This is a genomic window from Rhodococcus sp. 14-2496-1d, assembly GCF_002259365.1.
Classification (GTDB): Bacteria; Actinomycetota; Actinomycetes; order Mycobacteriales; family Mycobacteriaceae; genus Rhodococcoides.
This window is the reverse complement of record NZ_NPFV01000003.1, coordinates 24,702-39,656: the sequence shown is the minus strand read 5'-3', so window position 1 is coordinate 39,656 and position 14,955 is coordinate 24,702. Positions and strand designations below refer to the sequence as shown.

At 65.7% G+C, this 14,955-nt stretch carries 13 protein-coding genes; 9 read left to right on the top strand and 4 right to left on the bottom strand.

What is annotated here, in order from left to right:
• Nucleotides 1-480 precede the first annotated feature (480 nt).
• The gene (gene groES / locus CH296_RS00970) at nt 481-780 is read left to right on the top strand and encodes a co-chaperone GroES (protein WP_008718149.1); all 300 of its coding nucleotides are present in this window, start codon (nt 481-483) and stop codon (nt 778-780) included.
• A gap of 97 nt (nt 781-877) precedes the next feature.
• On the top strand, nt 878-2,491 hold the full coding sequence (groL, locus tag CH296_RS00965) for a chaperonin GroEL (RefSeq protein WP_032397502.1): 1,614 nt from the start codon (nt 878-880) through the stop codon (nt 2,489-2,491).
• Nucleotides 2,492-2,556: 65 nt separating this feature from the next.
• On the opposite strand, the gene CH296_RS00960 is transcribed toward groL, so the two are convergent.
• Complete coding sequence (locus CH296_RS00960) at nt 2,557-2,850, bottom strand: WhiB family transcriptional regulator (RefSeq protein WP_027496361.1); 294 nt, start codon at nt 2,848-2,850, stop codon at nt 2,557-2,559.
• 718 nt (nt 2,851-3,568) lie between these two features.
• Between CH296_RS00960 and CH296_RS00950 the strand changes: the two genes are divergently transcribed.
• From CH296_RS00950 to CH296_RS00940, 3 genes are all read left to right on the top strand, one after another.
• Nucleotides 3,569-4,396 carry a hypothetical protein gene (locus tag CH296_RS00950; RefSeq protein WP_052050147.1) on the top strand — a complete coding sequence of 276 codons (828 nt, stop codon included), beginning with the start codon at nt 3,569-3,571 and terminating at the stop codon, nt 4,394-4,396.
• 136 nt (nt 4,397-4,532) lie between these two features.
• Nucleotides 4,533-5,111, top strand: a complete 579-nt coding sequence (locus tag CH296_RS00945; RefSeq protein ID WP_032397500.1) for a sigma-70 family RNA polymerase sigma factor — start codon at nt 4,533-4,535, stop codon at nt 5,109-5,111.
• Nucleotides 5,104-6,114, top strand: coding sequence for an anti-sigma-D factor RsdA (locus CH296_RS00940; protein WP_052050144.1), 1,011 nt, complete (start codon nt 5,104-5,106; stop codon nt 6,112-6,114). The genes CH296_RS00945 and CH296_RS00940 overlap by 8 nt, the downstream gene beginning before the upstream one ends.
• 84 nt (nt 6,115-6,198) lie before the next feature.
• On the opposite strand, the gene CH296_RS00935 is transcribed toward CH296_RS00940, so the two are convergent.
• Complete coding sequence (locus CH296_RS00935) at nt 6,199-6,603, bottom strand: DUF5319 domain-containing protein (RefSeq protein WP_032378069.1); 405 nt, start codon at nt 6,601-6,603, stop codon at nt 6,199-6,201.
• A 298-nt stretch (nt 6,604-6,901) separates the two neighbouring features.
• Between CH296_RS00935 and guaB the strand changes: the two genes are divergently transcribed.
• The 4 genes from guaB (at nt 6,902) to guaA (ending at nt 13,183) form a co-directional block, all read left to right on the top strand.
• A complete protein-coding gene (gene guaB, locus CH296_RS00930) occupies nt 6,902-8,425 on the top strand; it encodes an IMP dehydrogenase (RefSeq protein WP_176459332.1) in 1,524 nt (507 codons plus the stop codon).
• Between the two features lie 57 nt (nt 8,426-8,482).
• Nucleotides 8,483-9,622, top strand: coding sequence for a GuaB3 family IMP dehydrogenase-related protein (locus CH296_RS00925; protein ID WP_032397499.1), 1,140 nt, complete (start codon nt 8,483-8,485; stop codon nt 9,620-9,622).
• A 186-nt stretch (nt 9,623-9,808) separates the two neighbouring features.
• Nucleotides 9,809-11,563: an FAD-dependent oxidoreductase gene (locus CH296_RS00920; RefSeq protein WP_032397498.1), complete on the top strand. Its 1,755-nt coding sequence runs from the start codon at nt 9,809-9,811 to the stop codon at nt 11,561-11,563.
• 30 nt (nt 11,564-11,593) lie between these two features.
• Nucleotides 11,594-13,183 (top strand): glutamine-hydrolyzing GMP synthase, encoded by a 1,590-nt coding sequence (gene guaA / locus CH296_RS00915; RefSeq protein ID WP_032397497.1) that lies wholly within the window; start codon nt 11,594-11,596, stop codon nt 13,181-13,183.
• 5 nt (nt 13,184-13,188) lie between these two features.
• Here the strand turns inward: guaA and CH296_RS00910 are convergent, their stop codons facing one another.
• Together CH296_RS00910 and CH296_RS00905 are read right to left on the bottom strand one after the other, a co-directional pair.
• Nucleotides 13,189-13,440, bottom strand: a complete 252-nt coding sequence (locus tag CH296_RS00910) for a hypothetical protein (protein ID WP_094683806.1) — start codon at nt 13,438-13,440, stop codon at nt 13,189-13,191.
• A complete protein-coding gene (locus tag CH296_RS00905) occupies nt 13,437-14,819 on the bottom strand; it encodes a PspC domain-containing protein (protein ID WP_256980288.1) in 1,383 nt (460 codons plus the stop codon). Before CH296_RS00905 ends, CH296_RS00910 begins: the two co-directional genes overlap by 4 nt.
• Nucleotides 14,820-14,955: the final 136 nt, after the last annotated feature.

The window sequence follows — 14,955 nt, the reverse complement described above, 5'->3', positions numbered from 1 at the left end:
TGTCGCGGCACAGCTGCCGATCGTTATCGTTCGTACAGCTCCGTTATCGTAACGTTACTTCGGGCTCCGGCGCGAGTGTAATAGGCCGCTCGGTCCGTTACCCGATGACTGTTCATGGCCTCCTACCTGGCCTTTCGGAGACTTCACGGAGTCCGGGAAAACAGCGAGAAACGACGTGGGTGTTCGGCGTTTCGGGCCCCGATTCAGCAGTCGTCGGATGTGCGTGGTTGCGCGAAGCGGTGGGCGATCGCCCTCGTGCCCACCCGTGCGACCACCGCGCCGCGAACCTGGCGAACCCAGCCCTTGAGTGCTGGCACTCTCGTGTATAGAGTGCTAGTTGGCACCGAGCGAAGTCCCGGCACCCGCGACGACGGGAACGAGTTCAGGCCGTGATTGTCAGAACCGCACGAGAAGTACATACACACAGCTGTCCGGGGATCCGACCCCGGGCGCGTACCCCATAACTTTGGAGGGCTCAACGTGGCGAGCGTGAAAATCAAGCCGCTCGAGGACAAGATCCTCGTCCAGGCCAACGAGGCCGAGACGACGACCGCCTCCGGTCTGGTCATCCCCGACACAGCCAAGGAGAAGCCCCAGGAGGGCACCGTCGTCGCCGTGGGCGAAGGCCGTGTCACCGAGAAGGGCAACCGCATCCCGGTCGACGTCAAAGAAGGTGACACCGTCATCTACAGCAAGTACGGCGGCACCGAGATCAAGTACGCCGGCGAGGAGTACCTGATTCTGTCGGCACGCGACGTGCTGGCTGTCATCGCCAAGTAGGCCATAACGCATCCGCCCCGGTATCCGATTTTCGTGTCGGTCCCGGGGCGGTGTGCGTTCGATCGAGTTTCTTTGCTCGAAGGAGTAACACCGAAACATGGCAAAGCAAATCCAATTCAACGAGGAAGCGCGCCGCGCACTCGAACGCGGCGTCGACAAGTTGGCCGACGCAGTCAAGGTGACGCTCGGGCCACGGGGACGCCACGTCGTCCTGTCCAAGGCATTCGGCGGTCCGACCGTCACGAACGACGGTGTCTCGATCGCTCGTGAGATCGACCTGGAGGATCCGTTCGAGAACCTCGGCGCGCAGCTGGTCAAGAGCGTCGCCACCAAGACCAACGACGTCGCAGGCGACGGAACCACCACCGCGACGGTCCTCGCGCAGGCGCTCGTGCGCGGCGGTCTGAAGAACATCGCCGCGGGCGCGAACCCGATCGCGCTCGGTACCGGCATCTCCAAGGCGGCCGACAAGGTCGCCGAGGCCCTGCTCGCCGCCGCAACCCCGGTCGAGGGCAAGCAGGCGATCGCTCAGGTCGCCACCGTGTCCTCGCGTGACCCCGAGATCGGTGAGCTCGTCGGCGAGGCGCTCACTCGCGTCGGCGCAGACGGCGTCGTCACCGTCGAGGAGTCCTCGACGCTGCTGACCGAGCTGTCGGTCACCGAAGGCGTGCAGTTCGACAAGGGCTACCTGTCGCCGTACTTCGTCACCGACGTCGACGCGCAGGAAGCAGTTCTCGAGGACGCGTACGTCCTGCTGTACCGCGAGAAGATCACATCGCTTCCGGACTTTCTGCCTCTGCTGGAGAAGGTTGCCGAGAGCGGCAAGCCGTTGCTCATCATCGCCGAGGACACCGAGGGTGAAGTTCTCTCGACGCTGGTCGTCAACTCCATCCGCAAGACGATCAAGGCCGTTGCGGTCAAGGCACCGTTCTTCGGTGATCGCCGCAAGGCATTCCTCGACGATCTCGCGGTCGTGACGGCCGGTCAGGTCATCACCGCCGATGTGGGTCTGAGTCTCAAGGAAGCCGGCCTCGAGCTGCTCGGTCGCGCTCGTCGCGTCGTCGTCACCAAGGACGACACGACCATCGTCGACGGTGCGGGCACGCAGGACGACATCGATGCGCGCGTCGGTCAGCTCCGTCGTGAGATCGAGAGCACCGATTCGGAGTGGGATCGCGAGAAGCTCGAAGAGCGTCTGGCGAAGCTCTCGGGCGGCATCGCGGTCATCAAGGTCGGCGCAGCCACCGAGACCGAGCTCAAGGAACGCAAGTTCCGCGTCGACGACGCCGTGGCTGCGGCCAAGGCTGCGGTCGAAGAGGGAATCGTCCCCGGCGGCGGCTCGGCTCTGACTCAGGCAGCGTTGGCTCTGGCCGACGACCTGGGCCTGACCGGTGACGAAGCCACCGGTGTGGCCGTGGTGCGCACCGCGCTCAACGCACCGCTGTTCTGGATCGCCTCCAACGCGGGCATCGACGGTTCCGTCGTCGTCAGCAAGGTGGCAGAACTGCCGAAGGGCCACGGATTCAACGCCGCGACGCTGACGTACGGCGACCTGCTGGCCGACGGCGTCGTCGATCCGGTCAAGGTGACCCGCTCCGCAGTGGTCAACGCCGCGTCGGTTGCACGCATGATCCTGACGACCGAGAGTGCGATCGTGGAGAAGCCGGAAGAGGCTTCCGAGCCTGCTGCCGGACACGGACACGCTCACTGAAATTCGGTGACACGAGAAAGCCCCCCAACCCGAACGGGTTGGGGGGCTTTCTCGTGTTGGGGTGACTACACCGCGATGCGGCGGCGATTGTGACGAGCGTGCAGTTCCCGCTCGGTCTCGGACATCCCGCCCCAGATCCCGTAGGGCTCGCTGACGTTGAGAGCGTGTGTACGGCATTGAGCGAGTACGGGGCAGCTGCGGCACATTTCCTTGGCTCGCATCTCGCGCTGTGCTCGTGCCCGGCCCCGCTCGCCGTCCGGGTGGAAGAACATGGACGAATCGACGCCACGGCACAGGCCGTGCATCTGCCAATCCCAAATGTCGGCGTTCGGCCCAGGGAGGTGATTCGGCTGCGGCATGGAAACTCCTAGGGTGGTGTGGCTTCTCGGATTCGTGATCCGAATGTCGACAACGTTATGTGGATCGACGAAATCGAGTCAATAGTTCTCTGTCGTGGGCAAATGCATAGTTATGGGGCAAAGAATTAACACGGGCGATATTTACTTCGACTCACCCGCATGCGTGTCCTTCCTGTTGAAGAATCCGCCGACACGCGAGACGATGAGAGTGCACAGGCTGTGCGGCTGCCGATGCGGTGCGCTCCGACGCAGACGTCCCGCGGCGGTTCGACGAGACTCCAGCTGGATCCGACCGAACCTTGTTGTCGGTATTTCTGCTGATCACAGCAGTGTCGGTGGTGCCGAGCGTAGTCCGGATCAACACCTCGGGCTCGACGTCGGTTCCCTCGACCGAGCCCGCACGGAGTGTCCGAGACGATCGCGTGGATCGCGGGGCGACGTTCGAGTGGGCGCGGATTCGGCAGGCTGTGCGTCGTGAGCCGAATGTGCGATCGAGTGTGCCGATTAACCTATTCGCCACACAGCGTTCAGATTCTCGTCTTCGAATCGGCCCGTGTTCACATTGTTAATTCCTTGAAAACTGCTTTCTGCGCACAGGAAACGATGCGCCGATGCCCCTTTCGGTCCGATAGCGAATTCGCCCCACGTAATAACGTCGCCACGAATCGGTAGGACTCGGGCGCGGTTCGGCGCAGGCTCAGGCCCTACCCTTGCGTCCGTGCCATCAGAGCAGAGCTCGCTGTTCACCGCGACGCAGTCCGAACTCTTCGACGCTGCCTTCGGCAGCAACCCCGGCCGATTTCCGCTCCCGGCCGCCACCGATTCGCGAGAGAGCTGGTTTCGCAGTGTCGCGTTGGCGGGCCAGGGTCGATACAGCGCCGCCGAAATCGAGCTTCGGAGGCATCGGCCCCGTGGCCCGGAACTTCGGTCGCTGCACGCCTCGACCAGAGCGTCGTGGCTGCGTCAGGTGGGCGAACACGAGCGAGCCCGCCGATTCGACGGCATGGCTGTCATTCTCGTCGGTCTCGTAGGGCCGTCGGAATCCGAGGACTCCGTTCAGGCCCGTAGCGATGCGCTGACCGGCCTGGCCGCAGATGCATTGGGAAGCGGACGGTTTCACCTCGCGGACACCCTCCTGGCCCGCAGTGCGGGCCAGCGGCACGGCCACGTCGGTCGGGGATCGTGGCGCCCGGCACTGCGGGCGGCGTGGGTGGCGGCCGAGTTGGCGATGATGCGCGGCGACGGACCCGAGGCAGTCCGACACGCCGAGGCCGCTCGAGCTCTCGCCAACGATGCCGATTCGTTACGGCACATCGTCAAGACCGACCTGGTGGTTGCGGCCGCACTGAGCTGTGCCGGTGAGACCTCCCGTGCCCGTGAGTCGGCCGTCCAGGTGGCCTGTGCTGCGGAGATGGCAGGTCTGCTACCCCTGCGCTGGGCCGCCACGATGCTCTGCGAGGGAACAGGCGGGGTCGATGCCGGGATGATCGCCTCCGGCGACTTGGCTGCCGCCATCGATCGCCTGGGTGGTTCGACGGTCGGTTGACCAGGACCTGGGTCGGAGTCGGACCGATTGGTTCGGTTGTGACCGGGTGGTGTCGCTATCCTTGGTCTCGTTCCACCACCACGTGGAAGCGCTCCCAGGCGGGTGCGTACCTGTAACGCGGGGAAATTTGTCGACGATGAACAGTGCGGGTGAGGAGCTTGACTCTTTCGTCGTTGCCGCAGCGCAAGGCGATCGACTGGCTCTGTCCCGGGTCTTGGAGTTCATCCGACCACTCGTCGTTCGGTACTGCCGGGCACGGGTCGGTTCGGCCGAACGCGGTCAGCTTTCGGCCGACGACGTGGCGCAGGAGGTCTGTTTGGCAGTCATGACCGCCTTGCCGCGATACCAGGACCAAGGTCGTCCGTTCATGGCATTCGTGTACGGCATCGCGGCTCACAAGGTCGCCGACGCCCATCGCAGCGCCTCGCGTAACAAATCGGACCCGGCCGCCGAAGTACCAGATGTCGTGTCGATGGAGCACGGACCGGAGCAACGCGCTCTCGAATCCGAGTCGAGTCGACAGATGACTGCACTGCTGGACACCTTGCCCGCCAAGCACCGCGAGATTCTGGTGCTCCGACTGATAGTCGGATTGTCGGCCGAGGAAACAGCAGCCGCCGTCGGCAGCACTGCAGGCGCTATCCGCGTGGCTCAGCACCGAGCTATCGCAAAACTGAAGAACGAAGTTGTGAGAGCAGGTGAAATGTATGGCTAGGGACAATGGTCACGGTGGCCCCGGTGAGACCCCGCGTCGCGGAATCTCGCGTATCGGTGAGCACGTGAACTCCACTGGACCGAAGCAGAACGATCCCTATGCCGACATCGGCGCAGACGGTGGTCCAGTGGACCTCGTCGCCGTACGTCGTGACGATGCGTTCATCGACGCGATCAGTGGTGACGGACCGATTGCCACCGATGACGCAGACGAGTACCAACTCGCCCTACTGTTGGCCAATTGGCGAGCAGACGTGGTCACGCCGGCGATGCCGGCCGGACCCTCCCTCGACGTGGTCGTCGCCTCGGTCGAACGCGAGAAGCTCGCCGCCGACATGGCTCGCTCGAGCTCGGCCAACCGCGGTGGACGGATGCGTTTGTTGCGTCCCATCGCCGGAGCCGCAGCCGCGATCGCCGTCGTGATGGGTGGCCTGGTGGTCATCTCGTACAACTCGACACCGGACGATCCGCTGTGGAGCGTCAAGTCGGTCGTCTTCTCCGAGCAGGCCGATTCGACCGTGGCGCAGATCGATACGACGTCCAAACTGCAGGAGGCGGAAAATCTTCTGTCCTCCGGGGACACCACTGCCGCTCGCGCACTGCTCGACGGTGCGTCGAACAGCAGTTCCGCTGTGCTCGACGACGCGCAGCGAGCCGAGCTCGATCAGTGGCTGGCGCGTCTGCTGCAGGAACTGCAGGCTCTGACGCTCCCCGCGCCCGTCCCGCCGCCTGCCGATGTGATCCCGGCTCCGGTGCCCAGCTCGGAGGTCGTGTTGCCACAGGCTCCGGTGGATCAGGTCGCACCCGACACCACGGGTGTGCCGATCACTCCGGCTCCGACGACGACACCCGTGGTTCCGCCCACCACGACGACCCCGAGTCCGACGACGACCACCGATGTCACGCCGACGGTGGTACAGGAGCCCGATCAGCCGACAGCGACCGCTGGAGGCAGTTCGTCGGAGAACCGCGACCGCATGTCGGTTCCGTCCGGCGGCAGCTGACCGGGTTTCGATTCCCCACCGAACGACGAAGAAGCCCGACACGATGATCGTGTCGGGCTTCTTCGTGTGAAGATGCGGAAAGGGTCAGCTGTCGAATCCGTCGCCGTGCAACGCGTCGTTCATCGAAGCGTCGGCGAACCCGCGGCAGTAATCCCAGGTCACGTAGGCGTCGGGGACGGGGTCGTAGGCGGGCTCGTGCGGACGGACGGTTCCGTCGACCAGAAGCTGCAGAAGGTTCGCCCGCAACATGTCCCAGTCGTGGTAGTGGTCCTGCTGGCAGTCCTCGCAGCACACGACCAGTCCGCGGATGCCGCGGTGGCCGAGCAGTGCCTCGTAGACAGCCAGGTCCGCCAGGTCTTCCTCGACGGCGAGCCGCTCCTGAGGATCGAGGGGTTGGCCGGGCTCGATGGCGTCGAGGGCGGCCGACGGGTCGGCTGGGTCTCCGGCGAACGGATCCGGGGGTAGACCGGGAGGCAGTTGATCGCGCACACCTCCACGGTACGCAGGACTTGTGGGTCTGCGCCAGCTGTTCGAATGCGACATGCCGGACGCGACCGCCGCCGACAATGCTGCGGACTGCGATTTCGGTGCTCGAAGCCACTCACAGCGGGAGGCATTCGCACTGGTTGTGCCCTAGCCGATACCATGGTTCACGGCGCTGAACAGATGAGTGCAAGTGCCGAAACTCCATCCGTTCTCCAACACCGCATTGCGGTGCGCCTGCGAGCTCTCACCGGCCGCACGCCGCGCCGAAGTGCAACCAGGCTCTAGGGAGGGCCAGATTCGTATGAGTAGTCCCGGAGCCCACGTCCGCACAGGCGGCGACGATCCCAACAAGGTCGCGATGCTCGGCCTCACGTTCGACGACGTCCTGCTGCTGCCGGCCGCTTCGGATCTGATTCCCAGCTCGGTCGACACCTCCAGCCAGATCACCCGCGAGATCCGCCTGCGGGTACCGCTGGTCAGCTCCGCCATGGACACCGTCACCGAGGCGCGGATGGCCATCGCCATGGCCCGCGCCGGCGGTATGGGCGTACTGCACCGCAACCTGTCGCTGCAGGATCAGGCGTCCCAGGTCGAGACGGTCAAGCGCTCGGAGGCCGGGATGGTCACCGACCCCGTCACCTGCAAGCCCACCGACTCGTTGGCCGAGGTCGACGCCATGTGTGCGCGCTTCCGGATCTCCGGTCTTCCCGTCACCGACGAGACCGGCGCGCTGGTCGGCATCATCACCAACCGCGACATGCGGTTCGAGGTCGATCAGAACCGCCGCGTCGCCGACGTCATGACCAAGGCACCGTTGATCACCGCGCAGGAGGGCGTCACCGCGGAAGCGGCGCTCGGTCTGCTGCGTCGCCACAAGATCGAGAAGCTGCCGATCGTGGACGGCAAGGGCGCGCTCACCGGCCTGATCACCGTGAAGGACTTCGTCAAGACCGAGCAGCACCCCGATGCCACCAAGGACCGTGACGGTCGCCTGCTGGTCGGTGCCGCGGTGGGCGTCGGGCAGGACGCCTGGGCTCGATCGATGGCTCTGACCGACGCCGGGGTGGACGTCATCATCGTCGACACCGCGCACGGCCACAATTCGCAGGTACTCGAGATGGTCAGCAAACTCAAGGCCGAGGTGGGCGACCGCGTACAGGTCGTCGGCGGCAACGTGGCCACCCGAGCGGGCGCACTCGCCCTCGTCGAGGCGGGTGCGGACGCGGTCAAGGTCGGCGTCGGGCCGGGATCGATCTGCACCACCCGCGTTGTCGCAGGCGTCGGCGCTCCGCAGATCACCGCCATCCTCGAAGCCGTCGCGGCGTGCAAGCCGCACGGTGTGCCGGTCATCGCCGACGGCGGTCTGCAGTTCTCCGGCGACATCGCCAAGGCGCTCGCTGCGGGTGCGTCGACCGCCATGCTCGGATCGTTGCTGGCCGGAACCGCAGAGTCGCCGGGCGAGCTGATTCTGGTGGGCGGCAAGCAGTTCAAGAGCTACCGCGGCATGGGTTCGCTCGGCGCGATGCAGGGGCGAGGGGGAGCGAAGTCGTTCTCCAAGGACCGCTACTTCCAGGACGACGTGCTGGCCGAGGACAAATTGGTGCCCGAGGGCATCGAAGGTCGCGTCCCGTACCGCGGACCGTTGACCCAGGTCATCCACCAGCTCACCGGTGGTCTGCGCGCCGCGATGGGGTACACCGGTTCCACCTCGATCGAGGACCTGCAGAAGGCTCAGTTCGTGCAGATCACTGCGGCCGGGCTCAAGGAGAGCCACCCGCACGACATCACGATGACCGCAGAGGCCCCGAACTACACCACCCGATAGTCGCCTCGGCCCTTCCTCGGCCGATTCGATTCGCTCTCGAAGTAGAAAGGTGCGCGCGTGCGCGACCTCGTTGAAATCGGCATGGGCAGAGAAGCCCGCCGCACCTACCAGCTGGACGACATCGATATCGTGCCGTCCCGTCGTACCCGGTCGTCGAAGGAGGTGTCGACGGCATGGCAGCTCGACGCGTACCGCTTCGACATTCCCGTTCTGGCGCATCCGACCGATGCTCTGGTCTCGCCCGAGTTCGCGATCGAGCTGGGTCGCCAGGGTGGGCTGGGTGTCATCAACGGTGAAGGACTGTGGGCGCGCCACGCGGACGTGCAGGCGAAGCTCGATCAGCTGATCCACATCGCCGAGACCGATCTCGATCCGGACGCACCTATCGCCTTCCTGCAGGAACTGCACGCGGCACCGCTTCGGCCGGATCTGCTGGCCGCGGCCGTCGGTCAGGTCCGTGACTCCGGGGTGACCGTCGCCGTTCGGGTGAGCCCGCAGAACGCTCGCTCGCTCACCCCCGCCCTGGTGGCGTCGGGTCTCGATCTGCTGGTCATCCAGGGCACGATCATCTCCGCCGAGCACGTGGCTCACGGTGAGGACGAGCCGCTGAACCTCAAGACCTTCATCGCGGAGCTGGATGTTCCCGTCATCGCAGGCGGCGTGAGCGATCACCGCACCGCGCTGCACCTGATGCGCACCGGCGCTGCAGGCGTCATCGTCGGATACGGCTCGGTCGAAGGTGGCACGACCACCGGTGAGGTGCTCGGCATCGGCGTTCCGATGGCCACCGCCATCGCCGATGCGGCCGCGGCACGTCGGGACTACCTGGACGAAACCGGCGGGCGCTACGTGCACGTCATCGCCGACGGCGACATCACCACCTCCGGTGCCCTCGCCAAGGCCATCGCCTGTGGGGCCGATGCTGCGGTTCTCGGTGCTCCGCTTGCCGTCGCCGCGGAGGCTCCCGGCGGAGGTTGGTACTGGCCGTCGGCCGCGGCGCATCCGTCCATGCCGCGCGGGGCGCTGCTGCCGATGTCGGCGGGGGAGCGGCCGAGCCTGGATCAGGTGCTCAACGGACCGTCGCGTGAGTCGTACGGCTCGATCAACCTCGTCGGCGGGCTGCGTCGGTCGATGGCGAAGTCCGGGTACTCCGATCTCAAGGAATTCCAGAAGGTGGGCCTGAACGTCAGGGCTTGATCGACACTGCTCCGACAGGGCGCGTACTCCTTTCACTCAGGGGTGCGCGCCCTTTCTGCTGCATGTCGTCCACGTAAGCCGACCCTGTGTTGGTGATACCTCTCGTAACAGCTAGAATCGGTTGTGGCGGTAGTCACATGGGGGTGTGCATACTGTTCGACAGCATCGGATGTAGCGGAGGTCACCATGGGTTCAGCTGTTCGCGCAACGGATTACGACGTCTTGATCGTCGGTTCGGGCTTCGGCGGAAGCGTCACCGCGCTTCGGTTGGTGGAGAAGGGATACCGCGTCGGCATCCTGGAAGCCGGACAACGCTTCGAGGACAAGGACTTCGCGAAGAACAGCTGGGATCTCAAGCGCTTCCTGTGGGCACCGAAGCTCGGCCTCTACGGCATCCAGCGGGTGCACCTGCTGCGCGACTGCCTCATCCTCGCCGGTGCCGGAGTCGGCGGCGGTTCGCTGAACTACGCGAACACCCTCTACAAGCCCCAGGCACCGTTCTTCGAGGACAAGCAGTGGGCGCACATCACCGACTGGAGCAGTGAGCTCTCCCCGTTCTACGACCAGGCCACCCGCATGCTCGGTGTCGTCCGCAACCCGCACATGACCCCCGCCGACGAGGTGATGAAGTCGGTCGCCGAGGACATGGGTGTCGCCGATACCTTCATCCAGACACCGGTGGGAGTGTTCTTCGGCGAAGAACCGGGCAAGACGGTCCCGGACCCGTACTTCGGCGGAGCAGGCCCCGAGCGCACCGGATGCATCGAATGCGGCGAGTGCATGACCGGTTGCCGCCACGGAGCCAAGAACACCCTGCTCAAGAACTACCTTGGCCTGGCCGAGCGCGCAGGAGCCGAGATCGTCCCGATGACGACCGTCACCGGTCTCGTTCCCCGATCCGACGGGACCTGGGACGTCGACACCGAACGAACCGGTGCCCGGCTGCGCAAGGGCCGCAAGACCTACAGTGCGGCCAATGTGGTTCTCGCTGCGGGCACCTGGGGTACGCAGAACCTGCTGCACAAGATGAAGGACACGGGTGCGCTGCCCCGTCTGTCGGACACGCTCGGGGAACTGACCCGCACCAACTCCGAGTCGATCGTCGGGGCCGCGAAGCTGGCGGTCGATCCGAACATGGATCTCACGCACGGTGTGGCCATCACGTCCTCGTTCCACCCCAGTCCCAGCACACACATCGAACCGGTCCGGTACGGCAAGGGCTCGAACGCGATGGGCATGCTGCAGACACTGATGACCGACGGCGGCGGAAGGATCCCGCGGTGGCTCAAATTCGTGTTCGCGATGATCGCTCATCCGATTCAGTTCGTCCGCGTCGTCAACGTCCGGCACTGGAGCGAGCGCACCATCATCGCGCTCGTCATGCAGAACCTGGACAACTCGATCACCACGTTCACCAAGCGCGGAGCCTTCGGCCGCAAGATCTCGAGCAAGCAGGGGCACGGTGAGCCCAACCCGACGTGGATCCCGGAGGGCAACGACGCCACCCGACGCATCGCCAAGAAGATCGGTGGTGTGGCAGGCGGTACGTGGGGAGAGTTGTTCAACATTCCGCTCACGGCCCACTTCCTCGGTGGCTGCGCGATCGCCTCGGATCCCGAGCACGGCGTCATCGATCCCTACCATCGCGTCCACGGCTACCCGACGCTCAGTGTGGTCGACGGCGCTGCCGTATCGGCCAATCTCGGAGTCAACCCGTCGCTGACGATCAGCGCGCAGGCCGAGCGTTCGGCCGCGCTGTGGCCGAACAAGGGCGAGCTGGATCTCCGTCCGGCGCAGGGGTTGCCGTACCAGCGCCTCGATCCGATCGCCCCGAACTCCCCGGTCGTGCCGGTGGATGCTCCGGGTGGTCTGCGACTGCCGATCGTCGAGATCCGGTCGGGTTCGTCGGCGATGCCCGTCGAGCATTCGGGTGTTGCATGACCACTGCGGCAGTCCCACTAGACTGACCCGGTGACCGACTCCTCTGCACACGATCCCGCACACGCACGCCCGGTTCTCGTCGTCGATTTCGGCGCCCAGTACGCGCAGTTGATCGCCCGCCGTGTGCGCGAGGCCAATGTGTACTCCGAGGTGATCTCGCATACCGCCACTGCCGAGGAGATCGCGGCGAAGGACCCTGTCGCGCTCGTTCTGTCCGGCGGACCCTCCAGCGTCTACGCAGAGGGTGCGCCCGAGCTCGATTCCGCGCTCCTCGACCTCGGCATCCCCGTGTTCGGCATCTGCTACGGATTCCAGGCCATGGCCCAGGCCCTCGGCGGAACCGTCGAACACACCGGAACGCGGGAATACGGCCGCACCCAACTCAGCGTGGACGGCGGTCGTCTGCACGACGGTCTGCCCGCCACGCAGCCGGTCTGGATGAGTCACGGTGATGCCGTCACCGCGGCCCCGGAGGGCTTCACCGTCACCGCCACCAGCGCAGGCGCGCCGGTCGCTGCCTTCGAGAACGAGGGCAAGCGTATGGCGGGCGTGCAGTATCACCCCGAGGTTCTGCACTCCCCGCACGGGCAGCAGGTGCTCAGCCGATTCCTGCACGAGACGGCGGGTATTGCGCCGGACTGGACTGCAGCCAACATCGCCGACGCTCTGGTCGACGCCGTGCAGGAGCAGGTCGGCCCGACGGGCAAGGCCATCTGTGGCCTCTCGGGCGGCGTCGACTCCGCAGTGGCGGCGGCGCTGGTGCAGCGGGCGATCGGTGACCGTCTGACCTGTGTCTTCGTCGACCACGGACTACTGCGCGCCGGCGAGCGTGAGCAGGTGCAGCAGGATTTCGTCGCCGCGACGGGTGCCAAGTTGGTCACCGTCGATGCAGTCGACACCTTCCTCGGCGCACTCGAGGGTGTCTCGGACCCCGAGGAGAAGCGCAAGATCATCGGCCGCGAGTTCATCCGAAGCTTCGAAGGCGCGGTGGCCGAGGTGCTGGGCGAGAACGCCGAGCACGGCGACGCGGTCGAGTTTCTGGTGCAAGGCACGTTGTACCCGGATGTCGTCGAGTCCGGCGGCGGGTCCGGTACTGCCAACATCAAGAGCCACCACAATGTCGGCGGGCTGCCGGACGATCTGCAGTTCGCCCTGGTCGAGCCGCTTCGCGCACTGTTCAAGGACGAGGTGCGTGCCGTCGGACGAGAACTGGGATTGCCCGAGGACATCGTCGGCAGGCAGCCGTTCCCAGGACCGGGTCTGGCGATTCGCATCGTCGGTGAGATCACCCGCGACCGTCTGAACACGCTCCGTCATGCCGATTCGATTGTCCGAGAAGAACTTACGGTTGCGGGCTTGGATCAGCAGATCTGGCAGTGCCCGGTGGTGCTGTTGGCCGACGTACGCAGTGTCGGGGTGCAGGGCGACGGCCGTACCTACGGCCACCCGATCGTGCTGCGTCCGGTCTCGAGCGAGGACGCCATGACGGCGGACTGGACTCGTTTGCCCTACGACGTGCTCGAAACGATCTCCACTCGGGTGACCAACGAGGTTCCTGAGGTCAACCGAGTCGTTCTCGACGTCACGAGCAAGCCGCCGGGCACCATCGAGTGGGAGTAGCGGACTCAGCTCTTCTTGCTGGGGCCCAGCAGTAGCGCGAAGCCGACCACCACGGCGACGACGACGAACACCCAGCGGAACTGGACGTCGCCCAGTGCCGCTATCGCTCCCTGGCCGATGAGTGCTGCGACCGCGACGACCATGGTGGCCAGCCCGGCGAGCAGCAGCAGTGCCGAGGGGCCGCGTCGGTTCGAGTTGCGATCCTCGCCTGCGGAGTCGTCGTCGCGGACGACACGGTCGGTCTCGTTCTTCTTCACCGGTTCCCCACTTTCAGTTCGCCGAGTGCCAGATCGCCGACGATCGTCAGTACCGGATCATCACTGCTCGTTCCCGGGCCGAACCGTGTGTCGGTGGGGCACGAACCCAACGCCGCCTCGCACTGCACGATCACGTTCATCGAATCGGGCACGGTCACCGACGCACTGCCCAGCGCCACGTCGATCTCGACGGTGCGGTTCTCGGTGAGGGCGAGGCCCGTGAGGTCGAGGTCCAGTTCACCCATACCGACGTCGTAGGTGTCCGCGAGATCGGCAACGGCGGTCGGTGCGATGCGCTGGGTTCCCGACGCACTCTCGCCCATGTCCATCGGATCGACCGCCGACGCCAGGACGACGAAGCCGGCCAGAGGTGCCGCGATCACCAGCAATCCGTAGCCCTTGCGCAGGAATGCGCCGACCACGAGTCCGACGGAGACGACGGCGAGAGCGACGGCTCCGACGCGGCCCGGCGAGGCCCAGTCGCCACCGGTTGCGGCACCGACCGCCGCGGTGATGCCGGCAGCGAGCAGGGCCAGGCCGAGAAAGCTTGCCGTCCACCGTGATCGACGCTTCCGTTCGATCGCCGCGGGCGGGAATGTCCCGGTCGGTTCGGGAAGATCCCAGGCGAACGGCGCAACCCCGAGCGGGTCCCACGACGGCGGAGTCACGGTGTGCATGTCGGTCGGCGTCTCGGTCGGCTTCTCGACGGGTGCGGTTGCCTTGCTCAGGTTCACGGTGTGCGCGTCTGTGTCGGTGTCGGAGCCGGAGTGCTCGACGGTCTTCGGAGTCGGAACGTAGCTCTTCGGCAGAGTCGTGTACGGCGTGTATCGCTCGTACTGGAACTGCGGCGGACGATACTGCGCGGCCGTCCACTGTTCTGCCGACGTGTTGGAGCCGAAAGGCATGGGGGCGTAGCGGTTACGGGAGAACTCCGCCGTCCGCATGTACGGCGGCGGCTCCGGGCACCGTTGGTGCAGCAACCACAGTCCACCGAGCATCGCCACCAGAGAGATCAGCCCCGAACCCCCGAGTCCGACACCCACAGGGCCGATCGTCGACACCGCGATGACCAACGCCACCGCCACGACCACCATCTTGGTCGTCGAATCGGAGCTGTTGCCACGCCCGACGAGCGACTCCGCACCCGACGCCGTGTCACCGGCGCGGCTGAGCACCAGCCACGCCGCCAGATACAGCACGATGCCGGTACCGCCGAACAAGGTGGAGACGACGAACGCGATCCGAATCAGAACGGGGTCGACGTCGTAGCGATAGCCGATACCGGCCGCAACACCCGCCACATGCCCGCGTTGCGGCAAGCGGTGCGGACGGGTGCGCCACATCTGCTGAAGTTGATCCGAGACGGTCACGTTGCTCATGCCAACCATCGTCTCCGCCACGACCACCGAACACATCAGGGATACCCCTGATCTTCGTCCCCGACATCGGGCCCACCTCGACGAGGCCACGAAAAACATCAGGGCGAACCCTGATGCGACCACCACCGCATCCGTG

Excerpts from the sequence above, each read along its gene's own strand:
- CH296_RS00920 (WP_032397498.1), top strand. The coding sequence starts at position 9,809 with ATGGGTTCAGCTGTTCGCGCAACGGATTACGACGTCTTGATCGTCGGT.
- guaB (WP_176459332.1), top strand. The coding sequence starts at position 6,902 with ATGAGTAGTCCCGGAGCCCACGTCCGCACAGGCGGCGACGATCCCAAC.
- CH296_RS00940 (WP_052050144.1), top strand. The coding sequence starts at position 5,104 with ATGGCTAGGGACAATGGTCACGGTGGCCCCGGTGAGACCCCGCGTCGC.
- groL (WP_032397502.1), top strand. The coding sequence starts at position 878 with ATGGCAAAGCAAATCCAATTCAACGAGGAAGCGCGCCGCGCACTCGAA.
- CH296_RS00945 (WP_032397500.1), top strand. The coding sequence starts at position 4,533 with ATGAACAGTGCGGGTGAGGAGCTTGACTCTTTCGTCGTTGCCGCAGCG.
- CH296_RS00905 (WP_256980288.1), bottom strand. The coding sequence starts at position 14,819 with ATGAGCAACGTGACCGTCTCGGATCAACTTCAGCAGATGTGGCGCACC.
- CH296_RS00960 (WP_027496361.1), bottom strand. The coding sequence starts at position 2,850 with ATGCCGCAGCCGAATCACCTCCCTGGGCCGAACGCCGACATTTGGGAT.